General features: G+C 55.3%; 19 protein-coding genes and 1 tRNA gene. 18 read left to right on the top strand and 2 right to left on the bottom strand.

Annotated features, from left to right (window positions below; all coding sequences use genetic code 11):
• Nucleotides 1–47: 47 nt before the first annotated feature.
• Nucleotides 48–1,727, bottom strand: a complete 1,680-nt coding sequence (gene recN / locus ACN0V1_RS11355) for a DNA repair protein RecN (protein ID WP_417545092.1) — start codon at nt 1,725–1,727, stop codon at nt 48–50.
• A 244-nt stretch (nt 1,728–1,971) separates the two neighbouring features.
• On the opposite strand from recN, the gene grpE reads away from it, so the two are divergent.
• From grpE to greA, 7 genes are all read left to right on the top strand, one after another.
• Nucleotides 1,972–2,568 carry a nucleotide exchange factor GrpE gene (gene grpE, locus ACN0V1_RS11350; protein WP_417545091.1) on the top strand — a complete coding sequence of 199 codons (597 nt, stop codon included), beginning with the start codon at nt 1,972–1,974 and terminating at the stop codon, nt 2,566–2,568.
• A gap of 103 nt (nt 2,569–2,671) precedes the next feature.
• Nucleotides 2,672–4,597: a molecular chaperone DnaK gene (dnaK, locus tag ACN0V1_RS11345; protein ID WP_417545090.1), complete on the top strand. Its 1,926-nt coding sequence runs from the start codon at nt 2,672–2,674 to the stop codon at nt 4,595–4,597.
• Between the two features lie 77 nt (nt 4,598–4,674).
• Nucleotides 4,675–5,802, top strand: a complete 1,128-nt coding sequence (gene dnaJ, locus ACN0V1_RS11340; protein ID WP_417545089.1) for a molecular chaperone DnaJ — start codon at nt 4,675–4,677, stop codon at nt 5,800–5,802.
• Between the two features lie 24 nt (nt 5,803–5,826).
• Complete coding sequence (gene dapB, locus ACN0V1_RS11335) at nt 5,827–6,627, top strand: 4-hydroxy-tetrahydrodipicolinate reductase (protein WP_417545088.1); 801 nt, start codon at nt 5,827–5,829, stop codon at nt 6,625–6,627.
• Nucleotides 6,628–6,988: 361 nt separating this feature from the next.
• Nucleotides 6,989–8,119 carry a glutamine-hydrolyzing carbamoyl-phosphate synthase small subunit gene (carA, locus tag ACN0V1_RS11330; protein WP_417545087.1) on the top strand — a complete coding sequence of 377 codons (1,131 nt, stop codon included), beginning with the start codon at nt 6,989–6,991 and terminating at the stop codon, nt 8,117–8,119.
• Nucleotides 8,120–8,209: 90 nt separating this feature from the next.
• Nucleotides 8,210–11,428: a carbamoyl-phosphate synthase large subunit gene (gene carB / locus ACN0V1_RS11325; protein WP_417545086.1), complete on the top strand. Its 3,219-nt coding sequence runs from the start codon at nt 8,210–8,212 to the stop codon at nt 11,426–11,428.
• Between the two features lie 4 nt (nt 11,429–11,432).
• The gene (greA, locus tag ACN0V1_RS11320) at nt 11,433–11,912 is read left to right on the top strand and encodes a transcription elongation factor GreA (protein WP_417545085.1); all 480 of its coding nucleotides are present in this window, start codon (nt 11,433–11,435) and stop codon (nt 11,910–11,912) included.
• Nucleotides 11,913–12,049: 137 nt separating this feature from the next.
• On the opposite strand, the gene yhbY is transcribed toward greA, so the two are convergent.
• Nucleotides 12,050–12,361: a ribosome assembly RNA-binding protein YhbY gene (gene yhbY / locus ACN0V1_RS11315; RefSeq protein ID WP_417545084.1), complete on the bottom strand. Its 312-nt coding sequence runs from the start codon at nt 12,359–12,361 to the stop codon at nt 12,050–12,052.
• 330 nt (nt 12,362–12,691) lie between these two features.
• Between yhbY and ftsH the strand changes: the two genes are divergently transcribed.
• From ftsH to truB, 11 genes are all read left to right on the top strand, one after another.
• On the top strand, nt 12,692–14,626 hold the full coding sequence (ftsH, locus tag ACN0V1_RS11310; RefSeq protein WP_417545108.1) for an ATP-dependent zinc metalloprotease FtsH: 1,935 nt from the start codon (nt 12,692–12,694) through the stop codon (nt 14,624–14,626).
• 120 nt (nt 14,627–14,746) lie between these two features.
• Complete coding sequence (folP, locus tag ACN0V1_RS11305; protein WP_417545083.1) at nt 14,747–15,577, top strand: dihydropteroate synthase; 831 nt, start codon at nt 14,747–14,749, stop codon at nt 15,575–15,577.
• Nucleotides 15,577–16,920, top strand: coding sequence for a phosphoglucosamine mutase (glmM, locus tag ACN0V1_RS11300; RefSeq protein ID WP_417545082.1), 1,344 nt, complete (start codon nt 15,577–15,579; stop codon nt 16,918–16,920). The genes folP and glmM overlap by 1 nt, the downstream gene beginning before the upstream one ends.
• 76 nt (nt 16,921–16,996) lie before the next feature.
• Complete coding sequence (tpiA, locus tag ACN0V1_RS11295) at nt 16,997–17,755, top strand: triose-phosphate isomerase (protein WP_417545081.1); 759 nt, start codon at nt 16,997–16,999, stop codon at nt 17,753–17,755.
• A gap of 24 nt (nt 17,756–17,779) precedes the next feature.
• The gene (secG, locus tag ACN0V1_RS11290) at nt 17,780–18,157 is read left to right on the top strand and encodes a preprotein translocase subunit SecG (RefSeq protein WP_417545080.1); all 378 of its coding nucleotides are present in this window, start codon (nt 17,780–17,782) and stop codon (nt 18,155–18,157) included.
• A 7-nt stretch (nt 18,158–18,164) separates the two neighbouring features.
• A tRNA-Leu gene (locus ACN0V1_RS11285) sits at nt 18,165–18,249 on the top strand.
• A gap of 319 nt (nt 18,250–18,568) precedes the next feature.
• Complete coding sequence (rimP, locus tag ACN0V1_RS11280) at nt 18,569–19,030, top strand: ribosome maturation factor RimP (protein WP_417545079.1); 462 nt, start codon at nt 18,569–18,571, stop codon at nt 19,028–19,030.
• 54 nt (nt 19,031–19,084) lie between these two features.
• A complete protein-coding gene (nusA, locus tag ACN0V1_RS11275) occupies nt 19,085–20,578 on the top strand; it encodes a transcription termination factor NusA (RefSeq protein WP_417545078.1) in 1,494 nt (497 codons plus the stop codon).
• Between the two features lie 17 nt (nt 20,579–20,595).
• The gene (infB, locus tag ACN0V1_RS11270; RefSeq protein WP_417545077.1) at nt 20,596–23,157 is read left to right on the top strand and encodes a translation initiation factor IF-2; all 2,562 of its coding nucleotides are present in this window, start codon (nt 20,596–20,598) and stop codon (nt 23,155–23,157) included.
• Nucleotides 23,157–23,627 carry a 30S ribosome-binding factor RbfA gene (rbfA, locus tag ACN0V1_RS11265; RefSeq protein ID WP_417545076.1) on the top strand — a complete coding sequence of 157 codons (471 nt, stop codon included), beginning with the start codon at nt 23,157–23,159 and terminating at the stop codon, nt 23,625–23,627. The genes infB and rbfA overlap by 1 nt, the downstream gene beginning before the upstream one ends.
• Complete coding sequence (truB, locus tag ACN0V1_RS11260) at nt 23,624–24,553, top strand: tRNA pseudouridine(55) synthase TruB (protein ID WP_417545075.1); 930 nt, start codon at nt 23,624–23,626, stop codon at nt 24,551–24,553. Before rbfA ends, truB begins: the two co-directional genes overlap by 4 nt.
• Nucleotides 24,554–24,603: the final 50 nt, after the last annotated feature.

Here is a 24,603-nt window from a genome sequence, read left to right as displayed (position 1 = left end):
GCCCCAATAGCTCTCAGGGTCGAGAGGGGGAAGTGGTCGCCTTCACCTCAGTGATGGGTTGCCTGTCCTTTGGAAAACATTTCTGTCGCGTGGGCAATGGTATGTTCGGTCATGTCCACGCCGCCCAGCATTCTTGCAACTTCACTGATTCTTCCCTGGTCGTCCAGAGATTCGATTTTCGAGAAAGTCGCGTCCTGTTGAGTGAATTTGCTGACAAACAGATGTTGGTGACACTGGGCCGCAACCTGCGGCAAGTGAGTCACACAGATAACCTGGCCATTGTCCCCCAGGGATCTAAGCAATTTGCCGACCACCTCTGCGGTGCCGCCGCCAATACCCACGTCGACTTCGTCAAATATCAGGGTAGGGGTTGTCGATGTTTGCGCAACCACAACCTGAATCGCCAGGCTGATTCGTGACAGTTCGCCACCCGACGCGACTTTGGCAAGAGGTCTTGCTGGCTGCCCGGGGTTGGCGCTCACCAGAAACTCGATTTCTTCGAGCCCGTGTGGTGCCGGCTCGTCCTGGTTGTTGCGGCTCAGGTGGGTAACAAACTGAACGGCGGGCATGCTCAGCTGGGTCAGCTCACCTGCAATGCGCTGGTCCAGTTCCCCAGCAGCTTTGGCCCGGATATCTGACAGCTTGCCGGCCAGTTCATTAAAGCCGTTGCGTCGGCTTTCCAGTTCCTCTTCCAGCTTCTCCAGGCTGCCCTCACCGTCGTCCAGCTCTGCCAGCTCTGCGTTTTGCCGTTTGTGAAACTCCGGTAGTTCCTCGGGGCTGATTCGGTGTTTACGTGCCATCTGGTATATGGCGCTCAGCCTCTCTTCAACTTCCGTCAGGCGCGCAGGATCTGCCTCGTAGTCATCGACAAAGTGGCGAAGGTTATCGCCGGCCTCGCTGATCTGGATTTGTGCTTCGTTGAGCATCTGGATGGTGTCGGCCAGCGCAGGTATCTCGACTGGCAGCTGCTCCAGTTGTTGCAGCGCCTGGCGCACCAGCCCTGCGGCATTGGTTTCGTCTTCGGTGCACAACAGAGCGGCCTGATGGCTGTTGTGAAGAATCGCATCGGCTTGGCTAAGTTGCGCTTGCTCTTGTTCCAGTTGCTCCTGCTCGCCGCTTTCCAGCGCAAGACGGTCAAGCTCTTCAACCTGATAGCGCAGCAGTTGGAGCTTGGCTTCAGATTCTTCTGCATTCTGCTGGCGTTCGAGCAATTTTGTGCGGATCTGGTTCCACGCTTGCCATGCTTCGCGGGTCTCGCTGGCAAGGTCTTCTGCGCGCGCGAATTCGTCAATCAGTTTGCGGTGGGTTTCCTTACGCAGGAGAGATTGGTGCTGGTGCTGGCTGTGAATGTCCATCAGTAGCCCGCCCAGATCTTTCAAGTGTGCGAGCGGGCAGGGCTGGCCATTAATGTAGGCCCGTGAGCGCCCGTCTTTACTGATTACACGGCGCAGGATGCAGTCGCTGTCGTCGTCCAGTTCGTGGTTTTCCAGCCACTGCAGTGCCTCCAAAATGGCAGAAACATCAAAGGTTGCGGTGATATCTGCACGCTTGGCGCCATGGCGCACTGCTCCGGCGTCGGCGCGGCCGCCCATGGCAAGCCCGAGAGCATCCAGCACAATGGATTTGCCCGCTCCCGTCTCGCCGGTGAGGGCTGTCATGCCTTTGCCGAATTGAAGTTCTACCCTTTCGGCAATCGCATAATTGGAAACTGTCAGTTGTGTGAGCATGCAGATAACCTCCGCTCTTGAAAAATACTGTTCGTACATACAGTGACTGTGAATATATACAGGGGTTTTCTGCTTTGCAAACACTTGGGCGTGATTTTTTCAGAATTAGGGGGTTTAGTGGTTGAAACCTGAGCGGTGAGCCCCATATTCGTTCGCAATAACAGACTTCCGGCTCTGCGGGGCCGGAGCCTATGTTCAATGGGTCGCGTTTTAGCCGGCCACCGAAGATCTGGCAGGAGTAGTCATGAGTACTGACGAAAACCGCAATGAGCAGGTAGAAGAATTGAATGAAGCCGTTGATGCGTCGGCAGAAGCAGCGGGCGAGCAGGAAACCGAGCAAGGCGAGGCGTCTGAGCTGGACGCGTTGAAAGCGCAGGTTCAGGAGTTTCAGGAGCAGATGCTACGGTCTCAGGCAGAAATGCAGAACGTGCGTCGCCGGGCAGAAATGGATGTGGAGAAGGCTCACAAGTTTGCGCTGGAGAAATTTGTTAAAGAACTGTTGCCCGTGGCAGACAGCCTTGAAAAAGCGGTCGAGAGCACTGAAGGTCAGGGGAATGCCGATGATCTTGTGGCGTCTATCCGCCAGGGTGTCGAGATGACGCTGAGCTTACTCGAATCGAGCTTTAAAAAATTCAATGTTGAGCCTCTGAACCCGATCGGCGAGCCGTTCGATCCTCGGCACCACGAGGCCATGTCTATGGTTCCGGCGCCGGATGCAGAGCCGAACAGCGTGGTGGCTGTGGTGCAAAAAGGCTACCTGCTGAACGGGCGTGTGGTACGCCCGGCAATGGTGATGGTAGCGAAGGCTCAGGATGCACCAAAAATTGATGAGAAGGCTTGAAAAATCAGCCAAAGCGCCAATATAGCTTTTAAACAGCAGCAGCCGGAGTAGATATTTCCGGACAACTATTCAGTACAGCATACAGAAGAACTGGAGTGACTCAATGAGCAAGATTATCGGTATTGACCTTGGTACGACCAACTCATGTGTGGCCATCATGGATGGCGACAAAGTTCGCGTTATTGAGAATGCAGAGGGTGATCGCACCACCCCATCCATCATCGCTTATACCGATGATAGTGAGATTCTGGTAGGTCAGTCGGCCAAGCGCCAGGCGGTGACCAACCCCCACAACACTATTTATGCCATCAAGCGTCTGATTGGCCGTCGCTTCAAAGACGACGTGGTTCAGAAAGACATTAAAATGGTGCCCTACAAGATTGCCGAGGCGGATAACGGCGATGCGTGGGTAGAAGTGAAGGGTAAAAAGATGGCGCCACCCCAGGTGTCTGCAGAAATTCTGAAGAAGATGAAGAAGACGGCAGAAGATTACCTGGGCGAGAAAGTGACCGAAGCGGTTATCACCGTACCGGCTTACTTCAACGATAGTCAGCGCCAGGCTACCAAAGACGCGGGCAGAATTGCCGGTCTGGAAGTAAAGCGTATTATCAACGAGCCGACAGCTGCAGCTCTGGCTTACGGTCTGGACAAAAAGAGCGGTGATCGCACTGTAGCGGTATACGATCTGGGTGGCGGTACTTTCGATCTTTCCATCATCGAAATCGCCGATGTGGACGGTGAGCACCAATTTGAAGTGCTGGCAACGAATGGCGACACCTTCCTTGGTGGCGAAGACTTCGATATGAAAATCATCGAATTCCTGGCCGATCAGTTCAAGAAAGACAGCGGTATTGATCTGCGCGGTGACTCCCTGGCCATGCAGCGTCTGAAAGAAGCTGGTGAGAAAGCCAAGATCGAACTTTCCAGCAGTCAGCAGACCGACGTAAATCTGCCGTATGTAACGGCAGATGCCAGTGGTCCCAAGCACATGAACGTGAAGCTGACCCGCGCCAAACTTGAGTCGCTGGTTGAAGATCTGGTCGATCGCAGCATGGAGCCCTGTAAGGTTGCCCTGAAGGACTCAGGCTTGAAAGTTAGCGAAATCGACGAGGTTATCCTGGTTGGTGGTCAGACCCGTATGCCACTGGTTCAGGAAAAAGTGAAAGAGTTCTTTGGCAAAGAAGCTCGTAAGGATGTTAACCCTGACGAAGCGGTTGCCATGGGCGCTGCGATTCAGGCTGCCGTACTGTCTGGTGATGTAAAAGACGTACTGCTGCTGGACGTAACCCCGCTGTCTCTGGGTATCGAAACCATGGGTGGTGTTGCAACGTCGCTGATCGAGAAGAACACCACGATTCCGACCAAAAAATCGCAGACCTTCTCAACGGCAGAGGACAGCCAGACCGCAGTGACCATCCACGTGGTTCAGGGCGAGCGCAAGCAGGCGACACAGAACAAGTCACTGGGCCGTTTTGATCTGGCAGACATTCCGCCCGCACCGCGTGGCGTGCCACAGATTGAAGTGACTTTCGACATCGACGCCAACGGTATTCTGAACGTGTCTGCGAAAGACAAGGCGACCGGTAAAGAGCAGTCCATCGTAATCAAGGCTTCTTCCGGTCTGAACGACGAAGAAATTGAGAAGATGGTGCGCGATGCCGAGGCAAATGCCGATGAAGATCGCAAGTTCGAAGAACTGGTTCAAGCCCGCAACCAGGGTGATGCCATGGTTCACGCCGTGCGCAAGACTCTGAAAGACGCCGGCGACAAAGTCAGTGACAGTGAGAAAGAGTCGATTGAAGCGTCGATTAAAGATTTGGAGGAAGCGCTGACCGGTTCAGACAAAGACGACATTGAGGCCAAAACCCAGAAGCTGACCGAAGTTTCGGGTGAGCTGGCTCAGAAGATGTACGCGGATCAGGATGGCCAGGCTCAGCAGGCTGGCGGTCAGGATGATGCTCAGTCCCAGACTGCCGACGACGCGGTGGATGCCGAGTTCGAAGAAGTCAAAGACGACGAAAAGAAGTAAATCTGACGTACATCAGGTAGTTGGAAAACGCGGAGAAACTCCGCGTTTTCCGCGTTTAAAAAACAGGGTTTTAAAGCATGGCCAAGCGCGATTATTACGACATTCTCGGGATCTCCCGGGACGCGGATGAGAAGGAAGTTAAACGGGCGTACCGAAAGCTCGCGATGAAGTACCATCCTGACCGTAACCCGGAAGATAAAGACGCCGAGAACAAGTTTAAAGAGGCGAGCGAAGCCTACGAAGTTCTGGCGGACCAGTCCAAGCGGGCGGCCTACGATCAGTTCGGCCATGCCGGAGTCGATGGCCAGGCTGGCGGCGGCTTCGGAGGTGGAGGCGGTAACTTCTCCGACATCTTTGGTGACGTGTTTGGCGATATTTTCGGTGGAGGCGGCGGTCGCGGTCGCAACACTCGCGGCTCAGATCTGCGCTACACCCTGGAGCTGGATCTTGAGGAAGCGGTAAAAGGAAAAACCGTCGAGATTACGATACCCGGGCATCGGGAGTGCGACGTTTGTGACGGCAGTGGCGCTGAAAAAGGTTCACGCCCGGAAGCCTGCAGTACCTGTAAAGGTATGGGGCAGGTGCGCATGCAGCAGGGTTTCTTTACCGTCCAGCAAGCTTGTCCGACATGTCGGGGCGCCGGCCAGATTATCAAAAATCCTTGCAGGTCCTGCCATGGTCAGGGCCGGGTGCAGGAAGAGAAGACCCTCTCCGTAAAAGTACCCCCGGGCGTTGATACCGGTGACCGTATCCGGCTCTCCGGCGAAGGCGAGATGGGTGTGGATGGCGGCCCTTCCGGTGATCTGTATGTGCAGATGTCGGTGCGGGAGCACTCAATCTTCACCCGTGATGGCCGTAACCTGTATTGCGAAGTGCCGATCAGTATTGTTGATGCTGCGCTTGGTGGGGAGCTGGAAGTGCCGACACTGGATGGCCGCGTGAAACTCCGGATTCCTGCGGAAACCCAGACAGGAAAACTCTTTCGGCTGCGGAACAAAGGTGTCAGCCCGGTTCGCGGAGGTCCTTCAGGCGACCTGTTATGTCGTGTAACTGTTGAGACTCCGGTCAATCTGACCAAACGCCAGAAGGAGCTGCTTAACGAGTTCCAGGCGGCCCTTGACGGCAGCAGCGGCCAGAACCACGCGCCGAAGAAAACGTCCTGGTTTGAGGGTGTTAAGAGCTTCTTCGACGAAATGAAATTCTGATCAGCTTCATAGAGAGAAAAGGCCATGAGGGTAGCAATCATCGGCGCCGCCGGGCGCATGGGAAAGGTGCTGATTGAGGCGGTTGACGGCACAGAAGGACTGGAGCTGGGCGCCGCTGTCGTCGAGCCGGGCAGCAGCCTGATTGGTGCCGACGCCGGCGAAATGAGCAGTATCGGGAAAACCGGCGTAAAGATGGCGGGTACCTTGGCCGATGTGAAAGACGATTTCGACGTGCTCGTGGACTTCACGTTCCCGGACCTGACCCTGGAAAACGCCGAATTCTGCAAAGCCAACGGCAAAAGGCTGGTTGTTGGCACCACCGGCCTGTCCGATGCCGAAAAAGAGCAGTTAGCCCTCGCAGCGGAGTCTGCGCCAGTGGTTTTTGCCCCCAATATGAGCGTTGGCGTGAACGTGGTTCTCACTCTCCTGCACACCGCGGCAGCGACATTGGGTGATGACTACGACGTCGAGATCATCGAAGCCCACCACCGTCATAAAAAAGACGCGCCTTCTGGTACCGCCCTGCGCATGGGCGAAGTGGTTGCTGATGCACTTGGGCGTGATCTCAAAGAGTGCGCCGTCTATGGCCGTGAAGGCTTCACCGGCGAACGCACCCGCAAGGAAATCGGTTTCGAAACCATTCGCGCCGGTGACGTAGTGGGCGACCACACCGTACTGTTCGCCACCGAGGGCGAGCGCATTGAGATTACTCACAAGGCGAGTAGCCGCATGACTTTCGCCAAAGGCGCAATGCGAGCGGCTCTGTGGCTGAAAGACAAGCCTGCCGGCTTATACGATATGCAGGACGTCCTTTCGTTGAAATGAGTTTTAGGCAATCCTGAGGTGGCGGGCTGGGGTTATCTTCCGGGAATGTCGGAGGCCATGGATGGCCGGAGTCAAGCGCACAGGGATGTGCTTGTAGCGTTTCCCGGAAGATAATCCCAGTGCGCCGCCGGTGCCTGAGCTAAGTGAGATTTTGCATGGACACAAAACCGCAAATTTCATACAATAAGGCGGTTTAACTGCACCAAGCGTAGGCTTTTAAAAGCCCAAGGGACAAATAAAGTCCCCGGATAACAAAAAGCGGGACGGAGTTTTTACTCCCTCTCGCTTTTTTGTGACCTGAATTTGCGCTTGCGTTCCTGTTCGTGACGAACCGATACGCCACTCGATGAGGATACAAGCCTTGAGCACACCCGCAATCCTTGCACTCGCAGACGGAAGCCTGTTTTACGGCACCGCTATTGGCGCTGACGGCGAAACCAGCGGAGAAGTGGTGTTCAACACCGCCATGACCGGCTACCAGGAAATACTCACCGACCCATCCTACGCGCGTCAGCTCGTTACCCTGACCTATCCTCATATCGGTAACACCGGTGTGAATGAAGAAGATGTTGAGTCAGACTGCATCCAGGCAGCCGGCCTCATTATTCGCGACTTGCCTCTGGTGGCCAGTAACTGGCGCAGCACAGGGTCACTGGACGAATACCTGCGAAGCAGCAACATTGTCGGAATTGCCGATATAGATACCCGACGCCTGACCCGCATTCTCCGTGATAAAGGCTCGCAGAGCGGCGCAATTGTGGCCGGTGCTGATGCCACTGCAGAGCGTGCATTAGAACTCGCAAATGCGTTCCCGGGGCTCGAAGGCATGGACCTGGCCAAAGTGGTCAGCTGCGAAAAATCCTATAGATGGGTCCAGGGAGAGTGGACGCTCGGCGAGGGCTACGCAGAAGGTGGCGAATCGAAATTCAAGGTTGTGGCCTGGGACTACGGAGTCAAGTTCAACATTCTGCGCATGCTCGCATCCCGGGGCTGCGACATCACCGTTGTGCCTGCGCAAACTCCGGCGTCAGAAGTGCTGGCGATGAATCCGGATGGCATATTCCTCTCCAACGGCCCGGGCGATCCTGAGCCCTGCGACTACGCAATTAAGGCGATTCAGGACGTGCTGGAAACCGAAATTCCGGTATTTGGAATCTGCCTGGGGCATCAGCTTCTGGCGCTGGCCAGTGGCGCGAAAAGCATGAAAATGAATCACGGCCATCATGGCGCCAACCACCCGGTTCAGAACGTTGAAAACGGCACCGTCATGATTACAAGCCAGAACCACGGATTTGCAGTGGATGAAGCTTCTCTGCCTGCCGTGCTTGAAGTGACCCATAAATCGCTGTTCGATGGCACTTTGCAGGGTGTTCGCCGCACGGATAAGGCGGCGTTCAGCTTTCAGGGGCACCCCGAGGCGAGCCCGGGCCCCGGCGATGTGGCGCCCCTGTTTGATGAGTTTATCCGTCTTATGGAAGCCCGCAAGGGTTAGTACTGGCTCACGGATAGATACGTCATCCCAGGCACGCGCCGTGTTATTGCGCTGCAAGAATTTAAACGTTGCTGACAGGTTTACCAAGACATGCCAAAACGGACCGATATTAAAAGCATCCTGATTCTGGGCGCAGGCCCGATTGTGATCGGGCAGGCGTGCGAATTTGACTACTCCGGCGCTCAGGCCTGTAAAGCCCTGCGTGAGGAAGGTTACCGGGTAATACTGGTTAACTCGAACCCGGCCACCATCATGACCGACCCGGTGATGGCGGATGCCACCTACATCGAGCCGATTACCTGGCAGACCGTCGCCAAAATCATTGAAAAAGAAAAGCCTGATGCCTTGCTACCTACCATGGGTGGCCAGACCGCATTGAACTGTGCGCTGGACCTGGAAAAGCACGGGGTTCTGGCTGAGCACGGCGTGGAAATGATCGGCGCCAACGCCGACACCATTGATAAAGCGGAAGACCGAAGCCGTTTTGACAAGGCGATGAAAGCCATTGGCCTTGAGTGCCCCCGCGCCTCTATTGCTCACACTATGCAAGAAGCCTGGAGAGTGGCTGACGACATTGGCTTTCCGTGCATCATTCGCCCGTCGTTCACCATGGGCGGATCCGGAGGCGGTATCGCTTATAACCGGGATGAGTTTGAAGAGATCTGTACCCGTGGGCTTGATCTTTCCCCTACCAACGAACTGCTTATTGATGAGTCGCTGATCGGCTGGAAAGAGTATGAGATGGAAGTGGTCCGCGACAGGGCAGACAACTGCATTATCGTCTGTGCCATCGAGAACTTTGATGCCATGGGCGTCCACACCGGGGATTCCATCACAGTTGCGCCAGCGCAGACGCTGACCGACAGGGAGTACCAGATCATGCGCGACGCCTCACTGGCGGTGCTGCGTGAAATTGGTGTGGAAACTGGCGGCTCCAACGTACAGTTCGGCATTAACCCGGACACAGGCCGCATGGTTGTTATCGAGATGAACCCGAGGGTTTCGCGTTCATCTGCACTGGCGTCCAAGGCGACCGGCTTCCCGATTGCCAAAGTGGCAGCGAAGCTGGCCGTGGGCTACACACTCGATGAACTGCGTAACGAGATAACCGGGGGCGTGACACCTGCATCGTTCGAGCCCAGTATCGATTATGTTGTTACCAAGATCCCCAGATTTACCTTTGAAAAATTCCCGCAGGCCGATGCCCGCCTGACCACCCAGATGAAATCTGTGGGTGAGGTTATGGCTATTGGTCGGACCTTCCAGGAATCGCTTCAGAAGGCCCTCCGGGGTCTGGAAGTCGGGTCTGATGGTTTTGACGAGCAGTTGGAAGATTTCAGCTCCGAAAGCTCCCGGGAAACGCTTACTCGTGAGCTTAGTGTTCCGGGTGCCGAGCGTATCTGGTACATCGGTGATGCTTTTCGGGCCGGGTTGAGCGTGGATGACGTGTTCGAGTACACCAAGGTTGATCCCTGGTACCTGGTGCAGATCGAAGATCTTATTCGTGAAGAGCAGGCTCTGAAATCCGCCGGCAAGGCGGATATCGATCATGCCACTCTGTTCCGGCTCAAGCGTAAAGGTTTCTCTGACGCGAGGCTGGCGAAGCTGCTGGGCATAACCGAAGCAAGCATGCGTAAGTTGCGGCATGATCTGAACATTCGCCCGGTGTACAAGCGTGTGGATACCTGTGCTGCCGAGTTCGCCTCTGATACCGCCTACATGTACTCCACCTATGAGGAAGAGTGCGAGGCGGAGCCTACCGATCGTGAGAAGATTGTGGTTATTGGTGGCGGCCCCAACCGCATTGGCCAGGGTATCGAGTTTGATTACTGCTGTGTGCACGCGGCGCTTGCCATGCGTGAGGATGGCTACGAAACCATCATGATCAACTGCAACCCCGAGACAGTATCAACGGATTACGATACCTCCGATCGGTTGTACTTTGAGCCGATTACGCTCGAAGACGTGCTTGAAATCATCCACGTCGAGAAGCCAAAAGGCGTGATTGTTCAGTACGGTGGCCAGACACCGCTGAAACTGGCTCGGGGCCTGGAAGCGGCCGGCGTACCGATTATCGGAACCAGCCCGGATGCGATTGACCGGGCGGAAGATCGTGAGCGTTTTCAGCAGATGATTCAGCGCCTGGACCTCAAACAGCCGGAAAATGCCACTGTGCGAAGCCTCGAAGAGGGCATCGTTGCGGCCCGTGAAATTGGTTACCCGCTGGTGGTGCGTCCCTCTTATGTTCTTGGTGGTCGGGCCATGGAAATCGTATACGGAGAGGACGAGTTGGTGCGCTATATGCGCAGTGCGGTGCTGGTCTCCAACGACAGCCCGGTGTTACTGGACCACTTCCTCAATGCTGCCATTGAAGTCGATATTGATGCCATCTGCGACGGCAAGGATGTGGTTATCGGCGGCATTATGCAGCACATTGAGCAGGCCGGTATTCACTCCGGTGACTCTGCGTGCTCCTTGCCGCCCTACACGCTGCCGCCCGAGGTTCAGGACGCCATGCGTGAGGCGGTCCGGAAAATGGCCATCGAGCTTGAAGTTGTCGGTCTGATGAACGTGCAGTTGGCCTGGCAGGATGATGAGATCTACGTGATCGAGGTTAACCCGCGTGCCTCAAGAACGGTGCCTTTTGTATCCAAGGCTATCGGTGTGTCGCTGGCCAAGGTGGCGGCAAGAGTTATGGCCGGTACCTCGCTTGCAGAGCAGGGCTTTACAGAAGAAGTTGTTCCAGGCTATTACGCTGTAAAAGAGTCGGTTTTCCCGTTTAACAAGTTCCCTTCGGTTGACCCGATTCTTGGGCCCGAGATGAAATCCACGGGCGAAGTTATGGGTCTTGGCGACAGCTTCGATGAGGCGTTCGCCAAGGCTTCGCTGGCCATTGGAGAGCGCTTGCCTTCCAGCGGTACCGTGTTCATGTCGGTTCGTGACGTGGACAAGGTGGGTGCCATTCAGGTTGCCCGTGACCTGGTCGATATTGGCTTCCAGATTGTTGCCACGACTGGCACTGCGAAGGCTCTCCGCGCGGAAGGTATCGAAGTAACGCGGGTAAATAAAGTGGGTGAAGGGCGTCCTCACATTGTGGACGCTATCAAGAACGGACAGGTTCAGCTCATTATTAATACCACTGAGGGTCGCAAGGCAGTGTCTGATTCTGCACAGATTCGCCAGTCAGCTCTGCAGACCAAAGTTGCTTACACAACAACACTGGCGGGTGGCGAAGCCTTCTGTCGGGCTATCAGGTTTGGCCCGGAGCGTACCGTGCGCCGCCTGCAAGACCTCCACGCAGGGAAGTAAGATTATGAGTGAAAGAGTACCTATGACAAAAGCGGGTGAAGCCCGCCTTCGTGAGGAGCTCCGGAAGCTGAAATCCGAGGACCGCCCCCGGGTTATTGCTGCAATTTCGGATGCGCGTGAGCATGGTGACCTTAAAGAAAACGCCGAGTATCATGCCGCCCGGGAGCAGCAGAGCTTTATTGAAGGCCGGATTCAGGAAATTGAAGGCAAGCTTTCTGCCGCTCAGGTGATCGATGTTACTGCCATGGAGAACACCGGCAGGGTTATCTTCGGTACCACGGTTCATCTGCTGAACATGGATACAGACGAGCAGGTGGTCTACAAAATCGTCGGGGAGGATGAAGCGGATATCAAGGAGGGCAAGTTGTCGATTTCTTCGCCCATCGCTCGCGCGCTAGTCGGCAAGAGCGAAGACGATGTTGTCGCTATCCGTGTGCCCTCTGGCACCGTGGAATACGAAATCGAAAAGGTGGAATACATTTGATTCCAGCGGTGCTGGCGTTGCCAGCAACGAGAGAATAAAAAACCGGCTGTGTTATGCGCAGCCGGTTTTTTATTTCAGGTGCTTTTGCACCAGGTGCTCTTATTGCGTGTGTTCTTTTTATTACAGTTCTGCGGACGTCAGCTTTTATGGCGCAGCAGATTGGAAAGCTTTGGGTTGGGCTGTTTGGATCTGCGCATGACAACGGCGATTTTCCCAATGGTCTGCACCACTTCAGCGCCACTGGCTCCGCACAGGGCCTTTATTGTTTCCTGGCGGGCTTCCCGATCCTGGCTTGCCACTTTGATCTTGATGAGTTCGTGGTCGTTCAGGGCGCGCTCCAGTTCTTCCTGGAGGTTTTCGGTGAGGCCCTTGTCGCCCACAATAATGACAGGTTTCAGGTGGTGGGCAATAGCCCGGTATTCCCGGCGCTGTTCCGGTGAAAGGCTCATGATGTAATCTCTTTATCGGTGCAATTAACAAAAGGTCAGCGGCATATTCGCTGGCAACGTCGTATAATCGGCGGATTGTAGCAGACAACCTTGTATACAGATCACCTTGCAGGCGTTGTAATTTCCGAGATAAGGCCCACATATAAGTAACATGGGGATTTATCCGGCGTTCTGAAGCGTCTTCAGGTTGATCCGCAACTGCGTTTTTCTGTGGCAGTAACGGATGGGCCGTTTCTGGTGGATAGACGTACAATTGGTGTAAGGTGTCAGTAAAGAGTAGTTCCTTCGATGGTCTGCTCTTCAATTCACAGGTGATGATCCTTGAACGATATGGCAAAAAATCTGGTTCTCTGGCTGATAATAGCCGCGGTACTGTTGATGGTGTTTCAGAATTTCTCTCCCACCACCACCGGTCAGCAAGTCAATTATTCCCAATTCGTTGAAATGGTTCAGCAGGGCCAAGTCAACAAAGTCACTATTGATGGTCTGGAAATTCAGGGCACCCGTGGCGATGGTTCCCAATTTCAGACAATTCGCCCGCAGGTGGCGGATAACAAGCTGATGGACGATCTACTGGCGAATCAAGTAGAAGTAATCGGCAAGGAGCCGGAGCGCCAGAGTCTCTGGACACAGCTACTGGTCGCGGCATTCCCGATTCTGATCATAATCGCACTGTTCGTGTTCTTCATGCGCCAGATGCAGGGCGGCGGGGGTGGTAAAGGCCCCATGTCGTTTGGCAAAAGCAAAGCGAAGCTGATGAGTGAAGATCAGATCAAGACCACGTTCGCCGACGTAGCCGGTGTGGACGAGGCTAAAGAAGACGTTAAGGAGCTGGTGGATTTCCTTCGGGACCCCAGCAAGTTCCAGCGTCTTGGTGGCAGCATCCCCAAAGGCGTCCTGATGGTGGGGCAGCCGGGTACCGGTAAAACCCTGCTGGCCAAGGCCATTGCCGGTGAAGCGAAGGTTCCATTCTTCTCTATTTCCGGCTCCGACTTCGTGGAAATGTTCGTAGGTGTTGGTGCGTCTCGTGTGCGGGACATGTTCGAACAAGCCAAGAAGCAGAGCCCTTGCATCATCTTTATCGATGAAATCGATGCGGTCGGTCGCCATCGTGGTGCCGGCATGGGTGGTGGTCACGATGAGCGTGAGCAAACCTTGAACGCACTGCTGGTTGAAATGGACGGCTTTGAAGGTAATGAAGGCGTCATCGTTATTGCTGCGACCAACCGCCCGGACGTTCTTGATCCGGCGTTGCTGCGCCCCGGCCGGTTTGACCGCCAGGTCGTTGTTGGTCTGCCCGATATTATTGGTCGGGAGCAGATTCTCAAAGTGCACATGAAGAAGGTGCCCCTGGATGAAAACGTTGTACCAGCGCTGATTGCGCGCGGTACGCCGGGCTTCTCGGGCGCAGATCTTGCAAACCTGGTTAACGAAGCCGCGCTTTTTGCGGCGCGCAGAAATATGCGCTTGGTTTCCATGGAAGAATTTGAGCTCGCGAAAGACAAGATCATGATGGGCGCAGAGCGTAAGTCCATGGTGATGAGCGAGAAGGAAAAGCTGAATACGGCGTACCACGAGTCCGGTCACGCCATTGTGGGTCGGCTGACGCCTGAGCATGATCCGGTTTACAAGGTGAGCATTATCCCCCGTGGTCGTGCCTTGGGTGTCACGATGTTCCTGCCGGAAGAAGACAGGTACAGCCACAGCAAGCGCTTCCTGATCAGCTCCATTTGCAGTCTGTTTGGTGGTCGTATTGCGGAAGAACTCACATTGGGCTTTGACGGCGTTACCACCGGTGCCTCGAATGATATCGAACGCGCTACCAGTCTGGCTCGTAACATGGTTACCCGTTGGGGCTTGTCCGAGAAGCTTGGACCGCTGCAGTACGATACCGACAGCGAAGAGCCGTTCCTTGGTCGCTCCGCCGGGCAGGCTCAAACTGTCTATTCGCCCGAAACGGCGCAGCGTATTGATGAGGAAGTCCGCAACATCATCGATACCTGTTATGAGAAAGCCACGCAGATTCTGGTCGATAACCGGGACAAGCTCGACCTCATGGCCGAAGCGTTAATGAAGTATGAAACCATCGACCGCCATCAGATTGATGACATCATGGAAGGCCGTCCGCCGCGTCCGCCGAAAGGTTGGGATGACAGTGGGTCTGCTGGCGGCGTCAAGGCTGACGAGTCGGCGCCGGCTGCGGGAAGCAAGCCTGCTGATGATGGTCAGAGGCCGGATGTTGGCCGACCCGCTGGAGAGCATTAAGGCTCCAGGCTTTGGATAACCCGAGCTGACACCTGCGCCGCCCTGATTACGGGCGGCGTTTGTTTTTGCCAAGCGCGGTTTCTCTGGCTCAGCAGGTACGCCTGCCCGGAAAGGTTAGCTATGGAAATCAAATTTGCCGGACGAACCCTGAATATGCTCCGTTGCCATGTGATGGGCGTCCTTAATGTAACGCCGGATTCGTTCTCTGATGGTGGTCGGTACAACCAGTTGGATGCAGCGCTTTTTAGGGCTCGCCAAATGGTCGTAGATGGCGCCGCGTTTATTGATGTTGGCGGAGAATCCACCCGCCCGGGTGCGGCCAAAGTATCGGTGCAGGAAGAGCTGGATCGTGTTTGCCCGGTGGTAGAGGCGCTTGCACGTGAGCTGGATGTGATTGTTTCCGTAGATACCAGCACGCCGGAAGTGATGTCTCAGGCGACTGAGCTCGGCGTAGGGCTGATTAACGATGTGAGAGCGCTGCAGAGGGATGGTGCTCTAGCCGCTGTGGCGCGTGCGGGAATACCTGTATGCATCATGCACATTCAGGGTGAGCCGGAAACCATGCAGGAGCAACCCGAATATCGGAATGTGCTGCGCGAGGTCAGCGAGTTTCTGACCGGGCGCATTCGCGCCGCGGAGAAGGCAGGAATAAAGGCGCACGATATCATTCTGGACCCGGGATTCGGATTCGGGAAAAATCTTGAGCATAATCTGCGTTTGCTTGCTTCGCTGGAGCAGTTGCAGGCTTTGGGACATCCGCTGTTGGTCGGTATGTCCAGAAAATCCATGCTCGGCCACATCACGGGTCGGGAAGTTGATGAAAGGTTGCCCGCGAGCCTTGCGGCCGCGACAATATCGGCCATGAAGGGTGCAAGCATTATTCGCGTGCATGATGTCAGGGAAACCGTAGATGCCGTCAAGGTTGCGACGGCTGTAAAGGAGACAGTTTGATGGCCGGAAGAAAGTATTTTGGCACGGATGGAATACGCGGCAGGGTGGGTGAGTCCCCGATTACGCCGGAATTCATGTTGCACCTGGGGTGGGCTGCCGGTCAGGCTTTTAAAAGGGCTGGTCAGCGTAACAGCGTGCTGATTGGCAAGGACACCCGGCTGTCGGGTTACATGTTTGAATCCGCTCTTGAGGCCGGGTTGTCGGCGGCTGGGGTGGATGTGAAGCTGTTGGGCCCCATGCCAACTCCAGCCATCGCCTACCTGACGCGCACCTTCCGTGCCTCCGCAGGCATCGTTATCAGTGCGTCTCACAACCCGCATCATGATAACGGCATCAAGTTTTTCTCTGCCGATGGCACCAAGCTTGACGATGCCCTGGAAGCAGAAATCGAGCGTTGGCTGGATAAGCCGATCGAGGTTTGTGGCCCAGGGGAATTGGGTAAGGCATCGCGGGTGGAGGATGCTCCCGGGCGCTACGTAGAGTTCTGCAAGAGCACCGTACCGAACGAGTTCACCCTGGATCACTTGAAGATCGTTCTCGATTGCGCCCATGGTGCGACATATCACGTTGCGCCGAAAGTGTTCCGTGAGCTTGGCGCTAATGTTTCCGTCATTGGCGCGGAGCCGAACGGACTTAACATCAACCTGGATGTTGGCTCCACTCATCTGGGCGCGCTCAAGAGGGCTGTTATCGACAAGGGTGCGGATCTGGGGGTTGCCTTTGACGGCGATGGTGACCGGGTATTGATGGTTGATCGTGACGGCTCTGAAGTTGACGGTGACGAGCTGCTGTATGTGATTGCATCCCAGCGGTTTGCCGAAGATCGCCTCAAAGGCGGCGTGGTCGGTACGCTGATGACCAACCTTGGTGTTGAGCTGGCGCTCACGGAAATGGGTATCTCGTTCGAGCGCGCCAATGTGGGCGATCGCTATGTGATGGAACGGCTATTGGCGAATAACTGGGTGCTCGGTGGTGAGGGTTCGGGGCACATGGTCATCCGCGACTGCACCAGTACCGGCGATGGTATTGTGTCTGCACTTCAGGTGCTGCTGTCTATCAGCAAGTCTGGCAAAACCCTTGCCGAGTTACGTCAGGGCATGAGCAAACTGCCCCAGACCATGATCAATGTGCGCGTTGCCAAGCGCTTTGACCCGTTCAGTCGCGCCGACATTGTTGCGGCGGTCAAAAAGGCTGAGTCAGAACTTGGCAGCTCGGGCAGGATCCTGTTGCGTGCATCAGGAACGGAGGCGTTGATTCGCGTCATGGCGGAGGGGCAGCAGGCTGACGATATTCGTCGTGTTGCTGAAAATCTCGCGCGAATCGTGGAAAACTCAACGCCCTGATTTTGTTGGTTTCAGGCGGTTGTCTGTTCTTGGGGACTGCTGTATAGTGCGCCCTCCCTCACATTCGGGAACTGTTATGCGTCGCAAGATTGTAGCCGGAAACTGGAAGATGAACGGGTCGAAAGACCTCTCGGAAAAACTGGTGGGCTATGTCCGGTCTGAAGCCGGATCTCTTGATAACGACGTGGAGGTTGTTATTATTCCTCCCGTAATTTATATCAAGGATGTGTTGGAGCAGGCCCGGAACGTTGTATCAGTTGGTGTTCAGAATGTGGGGCAGTGGCAGTCGGGCGCTTATACCGGGGAAGTTTCCGCGGAAATGGCCAAAGATGCAGGTTGTCGCTACGCACTTGTTGGTCACTCCGAGCGCCGTCAGCTCTTTGGTGAAACCGACGAGCAGGTCGCTGAAAAAGTGGCGCTTGTTGTGTCCAGTGGTTTAACCGCCATCGTTTGTGTTGGCGAAACGCTGGAAGAGCGGGAAGCCGGGCAGGCTGAGGCAGTCGTTGCTGGCCAGGTGCGCACGGGTTTGTCGTCAGTGGCGTTGGGTGAATGGCACAATATCGTAGTTGCCTATGAGCCGGTTTGGGCAATTGGTACCGGTAAAACGGCAACCTCTGATGACGCTCAGGCTATGCATGCAGCTATACGGGATGTGCTGAAAGGCATGGGTGCCCCCGCCGAAGAGATTTCACTGCTTTACGGCGGCAGTGTAAAAGCAGATAATGCAGCGGCTCTTTTTTCAGAGCCGGATGTAGATGGCGGTTTAATTGGCGGCGCATCATTGGTCGCAAAAGAATTTATGAGTATTTGCCGGTCTCTACCGGCGGGTGCCTAAAGTTAAAGGTTCGCGAGATTCGATATGGATTGGATGGAAACACTGGTAGTCGTTGTGCACGTGGTGATCGCGGTGGCGCTGGTGGGTCTGGTGCTGATCCAGCAGGGCAAGGGTGCGGATGCAGGTGCGGCCTTCGGTGGTGGTGCTTCCCAAACTGTATTCGGTAGTCAGGGTAGCGGCAGTTTTCTGACCCGCATGACTACCTTGCTCGCAATCGTATTTTTCGTGACGAGTTTTTCGCTGGCAGTATTCGCCAAACAGCGTGCAGAAGTGGCAGGTGAGGCAGGCATTCCGGTTGTAGAGGAATCCCGCCAGGCTCCTTCCGAGGGCGCTGCAGGTAATGGTGATGCTGCGAAGAGCGAAGCCGGGAGCGGGGAGACTGATCTCCCCGAGCTCGAGTAAGAGTGTTGCCCAAGTGGTGGAACTGGTAGACACGCTATCTTGAGGGGGTAGTGGCGAAAGCCGTGCCGGTTCGAGTCCGGCCTTGGGCACCAATTAAGAAGAAAAACGGCTTGGGTCTTCCAGGCCGTTTTTTTGAGCAGTCCTTGACCACTTCGTTCGGCGTCTCTATACTCCGGCGGAGATTGGAGCCAGACATCTTTTGTTGTCGGGTTTCTGGCAGGCCAGGTGTCTGTCAGCAGGAAGCGGTTTACCGGTTTGCTTTCTGCGAGTTCTTGCAACAAAAGGCCCCAGTTATCGGGGCTTTTTGATTAAGGGGCCTGGCGCAACGGGCCCTGGTGCGTAAAAAGGGCTGATTAACAGCCCTTTTTTTGTTTTTGGGGCCGGTAAATTTTAAAACGGAGACCGCCTAACTTGTCAGGCAAGCTTAAACAACTGGAAGACATCCTTCGGCCTGTGGTGGAGGGCTTGGGTTATGAGTTCTGGGGCATCGAGTATCGCTCCAAGGGCTATCAATCCATGCTTCGGGTCTTTATAGACGATGCCGAAAAAGGCATTGGCATCGACGACTGCGAGAAAGTCAGTCGTCAGATCAGTGGCGTGATGGATGTGGAAGATCCCATCCAGACCGAGTACACGCTGGAGGTTTCGTCCCCGGGGATGGATCGCCCCTTGTTCCGGCCTGAGCAGTATCAGGCATTTGTGGGGCACCAGGTACAAATTCGCTTGCGCATGGCGTTTGAAGGCCGGCGCAATTTTCAAGGGCTTATTAAAGGTGTGGAGGGCGATGATATTGTCGTGGTCGTTGATGATCACGAGTATCTGTTGCCTTTTGACAGCATCGAAAAAGCCCAGATTATTCCGGTATTCGAGTGAGCTATTTGAAAAACTCAGTAGATGCACAGTTTATTTTCAGAGCAGGGCAATCCAATGAGTAAAGAGATCTTGCTGGTGGTTGAGGCCGTCTCGAACGAAAAAGGCGTCGAGAAGGATGTGATTTTCGAGGCAATCGAGCTTGCACTCGCCACCGCTGCCAAAAAACGTTACGAAGACGAAGAGTCGGATGTGCGCGTGTCAATCGATCGTCGTACGGGTGAGTACGATACCTTCCGCCGTTGGCTGGTCGTTGATAACGATGCTGTTCCTGCGCTGGGTACGGAGCTGACGCTTCAGGAAGCTGAAGAAATTGATCCTGCGCTGAAGCCGGGTGACACTTATGAAGAGAAAGCAGAGTCTGTTGCTTTCGGTCGTATCGGTGCCCAGGCTGCGAAGCAGATCATTTTCCAGAAAGTTCGTGAGGCTGAGCGCAGCAAAATTGTAGACAGTTATCGTGATCGTGTTGGTGAGCTGGTTTCGGGTACCGTGAAGAAGGTTACCCGCGATAACGTCATCGTCGATCTTGGCGCTAACGCTGAAGCTTTGCTGCCCAGAGAGCACCTGATCCCGCGCGAAACATTCCGCATGGGTGACCGGGTACGCTCATTGTTGCTCGAAATTCGCACGGATCATCGCGGCCCTCAGTTGATTCTGAGCCGATCTGCACCACAGATGCTGATTGAGTTGTTTCGCATTGAAGTGCCTGAGATTGCAGAAGAGCTGATTGAAATCCGCGGCGCAGCCCGGGATCCCGGCTCACGCGCAAAGATTGCGGTGAAAACCAACGACCGCCGTATTGATCCCGTTGGTGCTTGTGTAGGCATGCGTGGTTCTCGCGTTCAGGCTGTTTCCAACGAGCTGGGCGGCGAGCGCGTCGACATCGTACTCTGGGACGACAACCCCGCACAGCTGGTTATTAACGCCATGTCGCCGGCAGAAGTCGCCTCTATTGTGATGGATGAAGATCGCCACACCATGGAAGTAGCCGTTGCAGCAGATAATCTGGCGCAGGCTATCGGTCGCAATGGGCAGAACGTGCGCCTGGCTACCGAGCTTACGGGCTGGACTCTGAACGTGATGACCGAAGAAGAGGCCGGAGAGCGCCAGGAGCAGGAATACAACACTCTGGTTGAGCACTTTACTGCCCATCTCGACATTGACGAAGAGTTTGCAGGTGTGCTGATCGACGAAGGCTTTACTTCTATTGAGGAAGTCGCCTACGTGCCCATGGAAGAGATGTTGGCGATTGAAGGTTTTGACGAAGAAACCGTCACTGAACTACGCCGCCGTGCCAAGGATGTCCTGTTGAATCAGGCCCTGGCCAGCGAAGAAGCCCTCGACGGCGCAGAACCGGCGGAAGATCTTCTGAGTATGGACGGAATGGACCGAGGCCTGGCGTTCAAGCTTGCCGGCATGGGTGTACGTACCATGGAAGATCTGGCGGAGCAGTCAGTTGACGACTTGCTCGATATCGAAGGTATGGATGAAGAGCGTGCAGGACAGCTGATTATGACCGCACGCGCCCCCTGGTTTGAAGACCAGGCTTAATTCGGGAGGAGACCAGTATGGCTGAAGTAACGGTAAAACAACTGGCCGATGATGTAGGCGCTCCCGTGGATCGTTTGCTGAAGCAGATCGTGGAAGCCGGCCTCAAGGCCCGCTCGGAAAGCGACGCTGTGTCCAGCGATGAGAAGCAGCAGTTGCTGGCCTATCTGAGAAAGACCCACGGTGAAGCAGGCGCTGAGCCGAACAAGATTACTCTGAAGCGCAAGACTACAACTACGCTCAAGGCCGGCAAGGCCAAGACCGTCAATGTGGAAGTGCGCAAGCGGCGCACTTACATAAAGCGCGCAGAGCTTACGCCTGAGCCGGAAGCAGAGACGCCGGAAGTGCCGCAGGAAGAGCAAAAGATCGAACAGCCGCAGGCAGAATCTGTTGTTAATGTAGCGGCTGATCAGGTGCCTCAGGCAGGAGCGGACGCTCCGGTCGAAGCTCCGAAAGAAGAAACACCGGTTGCTGAAGACAAGGCAACGGCCGAGAAGGCTGAGCCGAAAAAAGCAGCCGAACCCGAGCCGGTTCCCGCTCCGGAAGATATGCCGATTCCGCCACCAGCAGATGGCGAAGGCAAGGATCGGAAGCCGAAGAAAAAGAAAGAAAAAGTTCGTGAACGTGGCGACGAAACCGAAGAAGGCAAGCCCAAGAAGAAGCAGGCTGGTCATCGTGGTCCACGTAACCGCCCTGCGGACGCACCCGTGGTGATTTCTGAAGACGATGATGACACCACATTGCGCAAGCCATTGCGTGCGAAAAAGAAACCCAAAGAGAAGCGTCATGGCTTCGAGAGGCCGACCAAACCAATGGTCAGAGAAGTAGAAGTTCCCGAAATCATTACCGTTGGCGATCTTGCCCAGCGGATGGCCGTCAAATCCGGTGATGTCATCAAAACATTGATGGGCATGGGCGTGATGGCAACCATTAATCAGCCGTTGGATCAGGCGACGTCGACTCTGGTTGTTGAAGAGCTGGGCCACAAGGCCAAGCCTATCAGTGACGATGCCTTTGAAGAGGGTGTGCTGAGCGAGTTCAGTGTCGAAGGCAAGGAAAAGGCCAAGCGCGCTCCTGTTGTGAGTGTGATGGGCCATGTTGACCACGGTAAGACATCACTGCTGGACTACATTCGACGCACCAAGGTTGCCTCCGGTGAATCCGGTGGCATTACCCAGCACATTGGCGCTTACCATGTTGAAACGGATCACGGCATGATCTCGTTTCTCGATACGCCGGGCCACGCGGCTTTCACCGCGATGCGTGCCCGTGGTGCCCAGTGCACGGATATCGTTATCCTGGTAGTAGCGTCAGACGACGGCGTTATGCCGCAAACCAAAGAAGCGGTTCAACATGCACGCTCGGCTGGTGTGCCTATCGTTGTCGCCATCACCAAGATGGACAAGGAGCAGGCAGATCCCGATCGCGTGAAGAACGAGTTGGCAGCGATTGACGTTATCCCTGAAGACTGGGGTGGCGATGTCCAGTTTGTGCCGATCTCCGCTCACTCAGGTGATGGCGTCGACAACTTGCTGGAAGCCGTATTGCTGCAGGCCGAAATCCTTGAGCTTCAGGCCTCTCCCGATGCGCCAGCACAAGGCGTTGTGGTTGAGTCCAGCCTTGAGCGTGGCCGTGGTTCTGTTGCCACCGTATTGGTTCAGAACGGTACACTGCGCCAGGGCGATATGGTTGTTGCGGGATCCTACTTCGGTAAGGTTCGTGCAATGACGGATGAAGCTGGCAAACAGGTGAAAGAAGCCGGCCCGTCGATTCCGGTCGAGATTCTGGGCCTGAACGGCACGCCAAACGCCGGTGACGAGTTCTTTGCCGTAGCGGATGAGCGCAAGGCCAAAGAGCTGGCAGAATTCCGTCATATTCGTGAGCGTGAGCAGCGTTTACAGCGAGCGCAAGCGGCCAAGCTTGAGAACCTGTTCGAGAACATGGGCAAAGATGATGTTAAAACCCTCAATGTTGTTCTCAAAACGGATGTTCGTGGCTCTCTGGAGGCGATCACCAAGTCGCTGCAGGACCTGGGTAACGACGAAGTTCAAGTGAAAATCGTATCGTCTGGCGTCGGCGGTATTGCCGAAACGGACGTAAGCCTTGCAATGGCCACCAACGCCGTTATTTTCGGCTTCAATGTGCGTGCAGATACGGCCTCCAAGCGCCTTGTGGAGCAGGAAGGCCTGGATCTGCGTTACTACAGCATCATCTACAACCTGCTGGACGATGTGAAAGCCGCGTTGACGGGCATGCTGGCACCGGAATTCCGCGAGGACATCATAGGCATTGCCGACGTTCGCGACGTGTTCCGTTCACCGAAGTTCGGCCAGGTTGCTGGCTGTATGGTGACGGAGGGCAACGTATACCGGAACAAGCCGATCCGTGTACTGCGCGACAACGTGGTTATCTTTGAAGGCGAGCTGGAATCCCTGCGCCGCTTCAAGGATGACGTACCTGAAGTCCGCAATGGCATGGAATGTGGTATCGGTGTAAAAGGCTACGACGTGAAGGTCGGTGACCAGATCGAAGTCTTCGACCGTATCAGAGTCGAGCGTAAACTCGAATCTACGGGGGCCTGATGCCTAGAGAGTTCAGTCGTATTGATCGCATTGGCGATCAGATGCAGCGTGAGCTTGCCCAGCTGATTCAGCGTGAGGTCAAGGATCCGCGGTTAGGCATGGTAACGGTCAACGCAGTCAAGGTCAGTCGTGACCTTGGCTACGCCGATATCTATGTCTCCCTGTTGACCACCGAAGAGCTCACCGCTGAGTCTCCCGAGGTCAAGGATTCGATTTCGGTGCTGAACAGGGCGGCGGGGTTCCTTCGCGGCCAAGTCGGAAGAGCCATGAAATTGCGGGTGATACCGCAACTTCGATTTCACTTTGACGCGCTTCAGGGATACAGCCGCCGAATGGACAGTCTGATCCGGGAAGCGGTTGGTGATAAAACACCCGTTGAACGGAACGATGACAGCCGGGGTGAAAATCAGAGCGAAAACCAGAGTGAAAACCAGAGCGACAATCAGAGCAATCCGGAGTCAAACCCTTGAGTCGCAGACGTAAGGGCCGTGATGTCAGTGGTATTCTGGTAATTGACAAGCCGCTGGGTATTACCTCAAACGGTATTCTGCAAGAGGTGAAACGCCTGTATGGTGCCGCCAAGGCTGGCCACACTGGTGCTCTGGACCCTCTGGCAACAGGGGTTCTGCCCCTTTGCTTTGGTGAGGCGACAAAGTTTTCGCAGATGATGCTGGACAGCGACAAGGCCTATATCGCCACCGCACGGCTTGGCGAGCGCACCGAAACGGGTGATAGCGAAGGCGCTGTAGTCGCAACAAAGCCGGTATCAAAAGACTTGTCACCGGAAATGCTTGAGCCGGTGCTCGAACAGTTTCGGGGCGATATCCAGCAAGTTCCCTCCATGTATTCCGCGCTCAAGCACAATGGACGTCCGCTTTACGAATACGCCCGTGAGGGCATCGAAGTGGAGCGTCCTGCGCGCCCGGTAACCATTTATGAGCTCCGCCTGTTGGATGTGCGCGAGAACGAAATGGATATCGCGGTGAAATGCACCAAAGGTACGTATATTCGCTCACTCGTTGAAGATATCGGCGAGGTTCTGGGTTGCGGAGCGCACGTGATTGCACTGAGGCGCACGCTGGCGGCCGGGTTCACTCTTGCTGATGTCCATGCGGTGCCTGATCTTGAGGCGATGCGTGAGCGTGGTGAAAGCCTCGATGGTCTGCTTGTTGCTCCTGATGCGGCGCTTTCCATGTTCCCGGAGCACCGCCTGTCAGGGCAGCCTTTGGTGTCGATATTGAATGGACAACCGGTTAGAATACCGGGCCGGGCTTACGACGGCTTCGTGCGCATTTATGGCAACGAAGGCTTTGTAGGGCTGGCAGAAGCATTGCCGGATGGCGAGGAAACCGAACTGGTACCCCGTCGTCTGGTAAGTAGCAGCGGCAAACGATAGTTAGACCGCTGTTTTAGCCGGGCTGTAGAGATGCGCGGTTCGGCCGGATT

The sequence above is a fragment of the Marinobacter sp. genome, from assembly GCF_048266785.1.
Classification (GTDB): domain Bacteria; phylum Pseudomonadota; class Gammaproteobacteria; order Pseudomonadales; family Oleiphilaceae; genus Marinobacter.
The sequence above is the reverse complement of the archived record's forward strand: the minus strand, read 5'-3'. Positions and strand labels throughout refer to the sequence as shown.

Excerpts from the sequence above, each read along its gene's own strand:
- recN (WP_417545092.1), bottom strand. The coding sequence starts at position 1,727 with ATGCTCACACAACTGACAGTTTCCAATTATGCGATTGCCGAAAGGGTA.
- grpE (WP_417545091.1), top strand. The coding sequence starts at position 1,972 with ATGAGTACTGACGAAAACCGCAATGAGCAGGTAGAAGAATTGAATGAA.
- dnaK (WP_417545090.1), top strand. The coding sequence starts at position 2,672 with ATGAGCAAGATTATCGGTATTGACCTTGGTACGACCAACTCATGTGTG.
- dnaJ (WP_417545089.1), top strand. The coding sequence starts at position 4,675 with ATGGCCAAGCGCGATTATTACGACATTCTCGGGATCTCCCGGGACGCG.
- dapB (WP_417545088.1), top strand. The coding sequence starts at position 5,827 with ATGAGGGTAGCAATCATCGGCGCCGCCGGGCGCATGGGAAAGGTGCTG.
- carB (WP_417545086.1), top strand. The coding sequence starts at position 8,210 with ATGCCAAAACGGACCGATATTAAAAGCATCCTGATTCTGGGCGCAGGC.
- greA (WP_417545085.1), top strand. The coding sequence starts at position 11,433 with ATGAGTGAAAGAGTACCTATGACAAAAGCGGGTGAAGCCCGCCTTCGT.
- yhbY (WP_417545084.1), bottom strand. The coding sequence starts at position 12,361 with ATGAGCCTTTCACCGGAACAGCGCCGGGAATACCGGGCTATTGCCCAC.
- ftsH (WP_417545108.1), top strand. The coding sequence starts at position 12,692 with ATGGCAAAAAATCTGGTTCTCTGGCTGATAATAGCCGCGGTACTGTTG.
- folP (WP_417545083.1), top strand. The coding sequence starts at position 14,747 with ATGGAAATCAAATTTGCCGGACGAACCCTGAATATGCTCCGTTGCCAT.
- glmM (WP_417545082.1), top strand. The coding sequence starts at position 15,577 with ATGGCCGGAAGAAAGTATTTTGGCACGGATGGAATACGCGGCAGGGTG.
- tpiA (WP_417545081.1), top strand. The coding sequence starts at position 16,997 with ATGCGTCGCAAGATTGTAGCCGGAAACTGGAAGATGAACGGGTCGAAA.
- secG (WP_417545080.1), top strand. The coding sequence starts at position 17,780 with ATGGATTGGATGGAAACACTGGTAGTCGTTGTGCACGTGGTGATCGCG.
- nusA (WP_417545078.1), top strand. The coding sequence starts at position 19,085 with ATGAGTAAAGAGATCTTGCTGGTGGTTGAGGCCGTCTCGAACGAAAAA.
- infB (WP_417545077.1), top strand. The coding sequence starts at position 20,596 with ATGGCTGAAGTAACGGTAAAACAACTGGCCGATGATGTAGGCGCTCCC.
- rbfA (WP_417545076.1), top strand. The coding sequence starts at position 23,157 with ATGCCTAGAGAGTTCAGTCGTATTGATCGCATTGGCGATCAGATGCAG.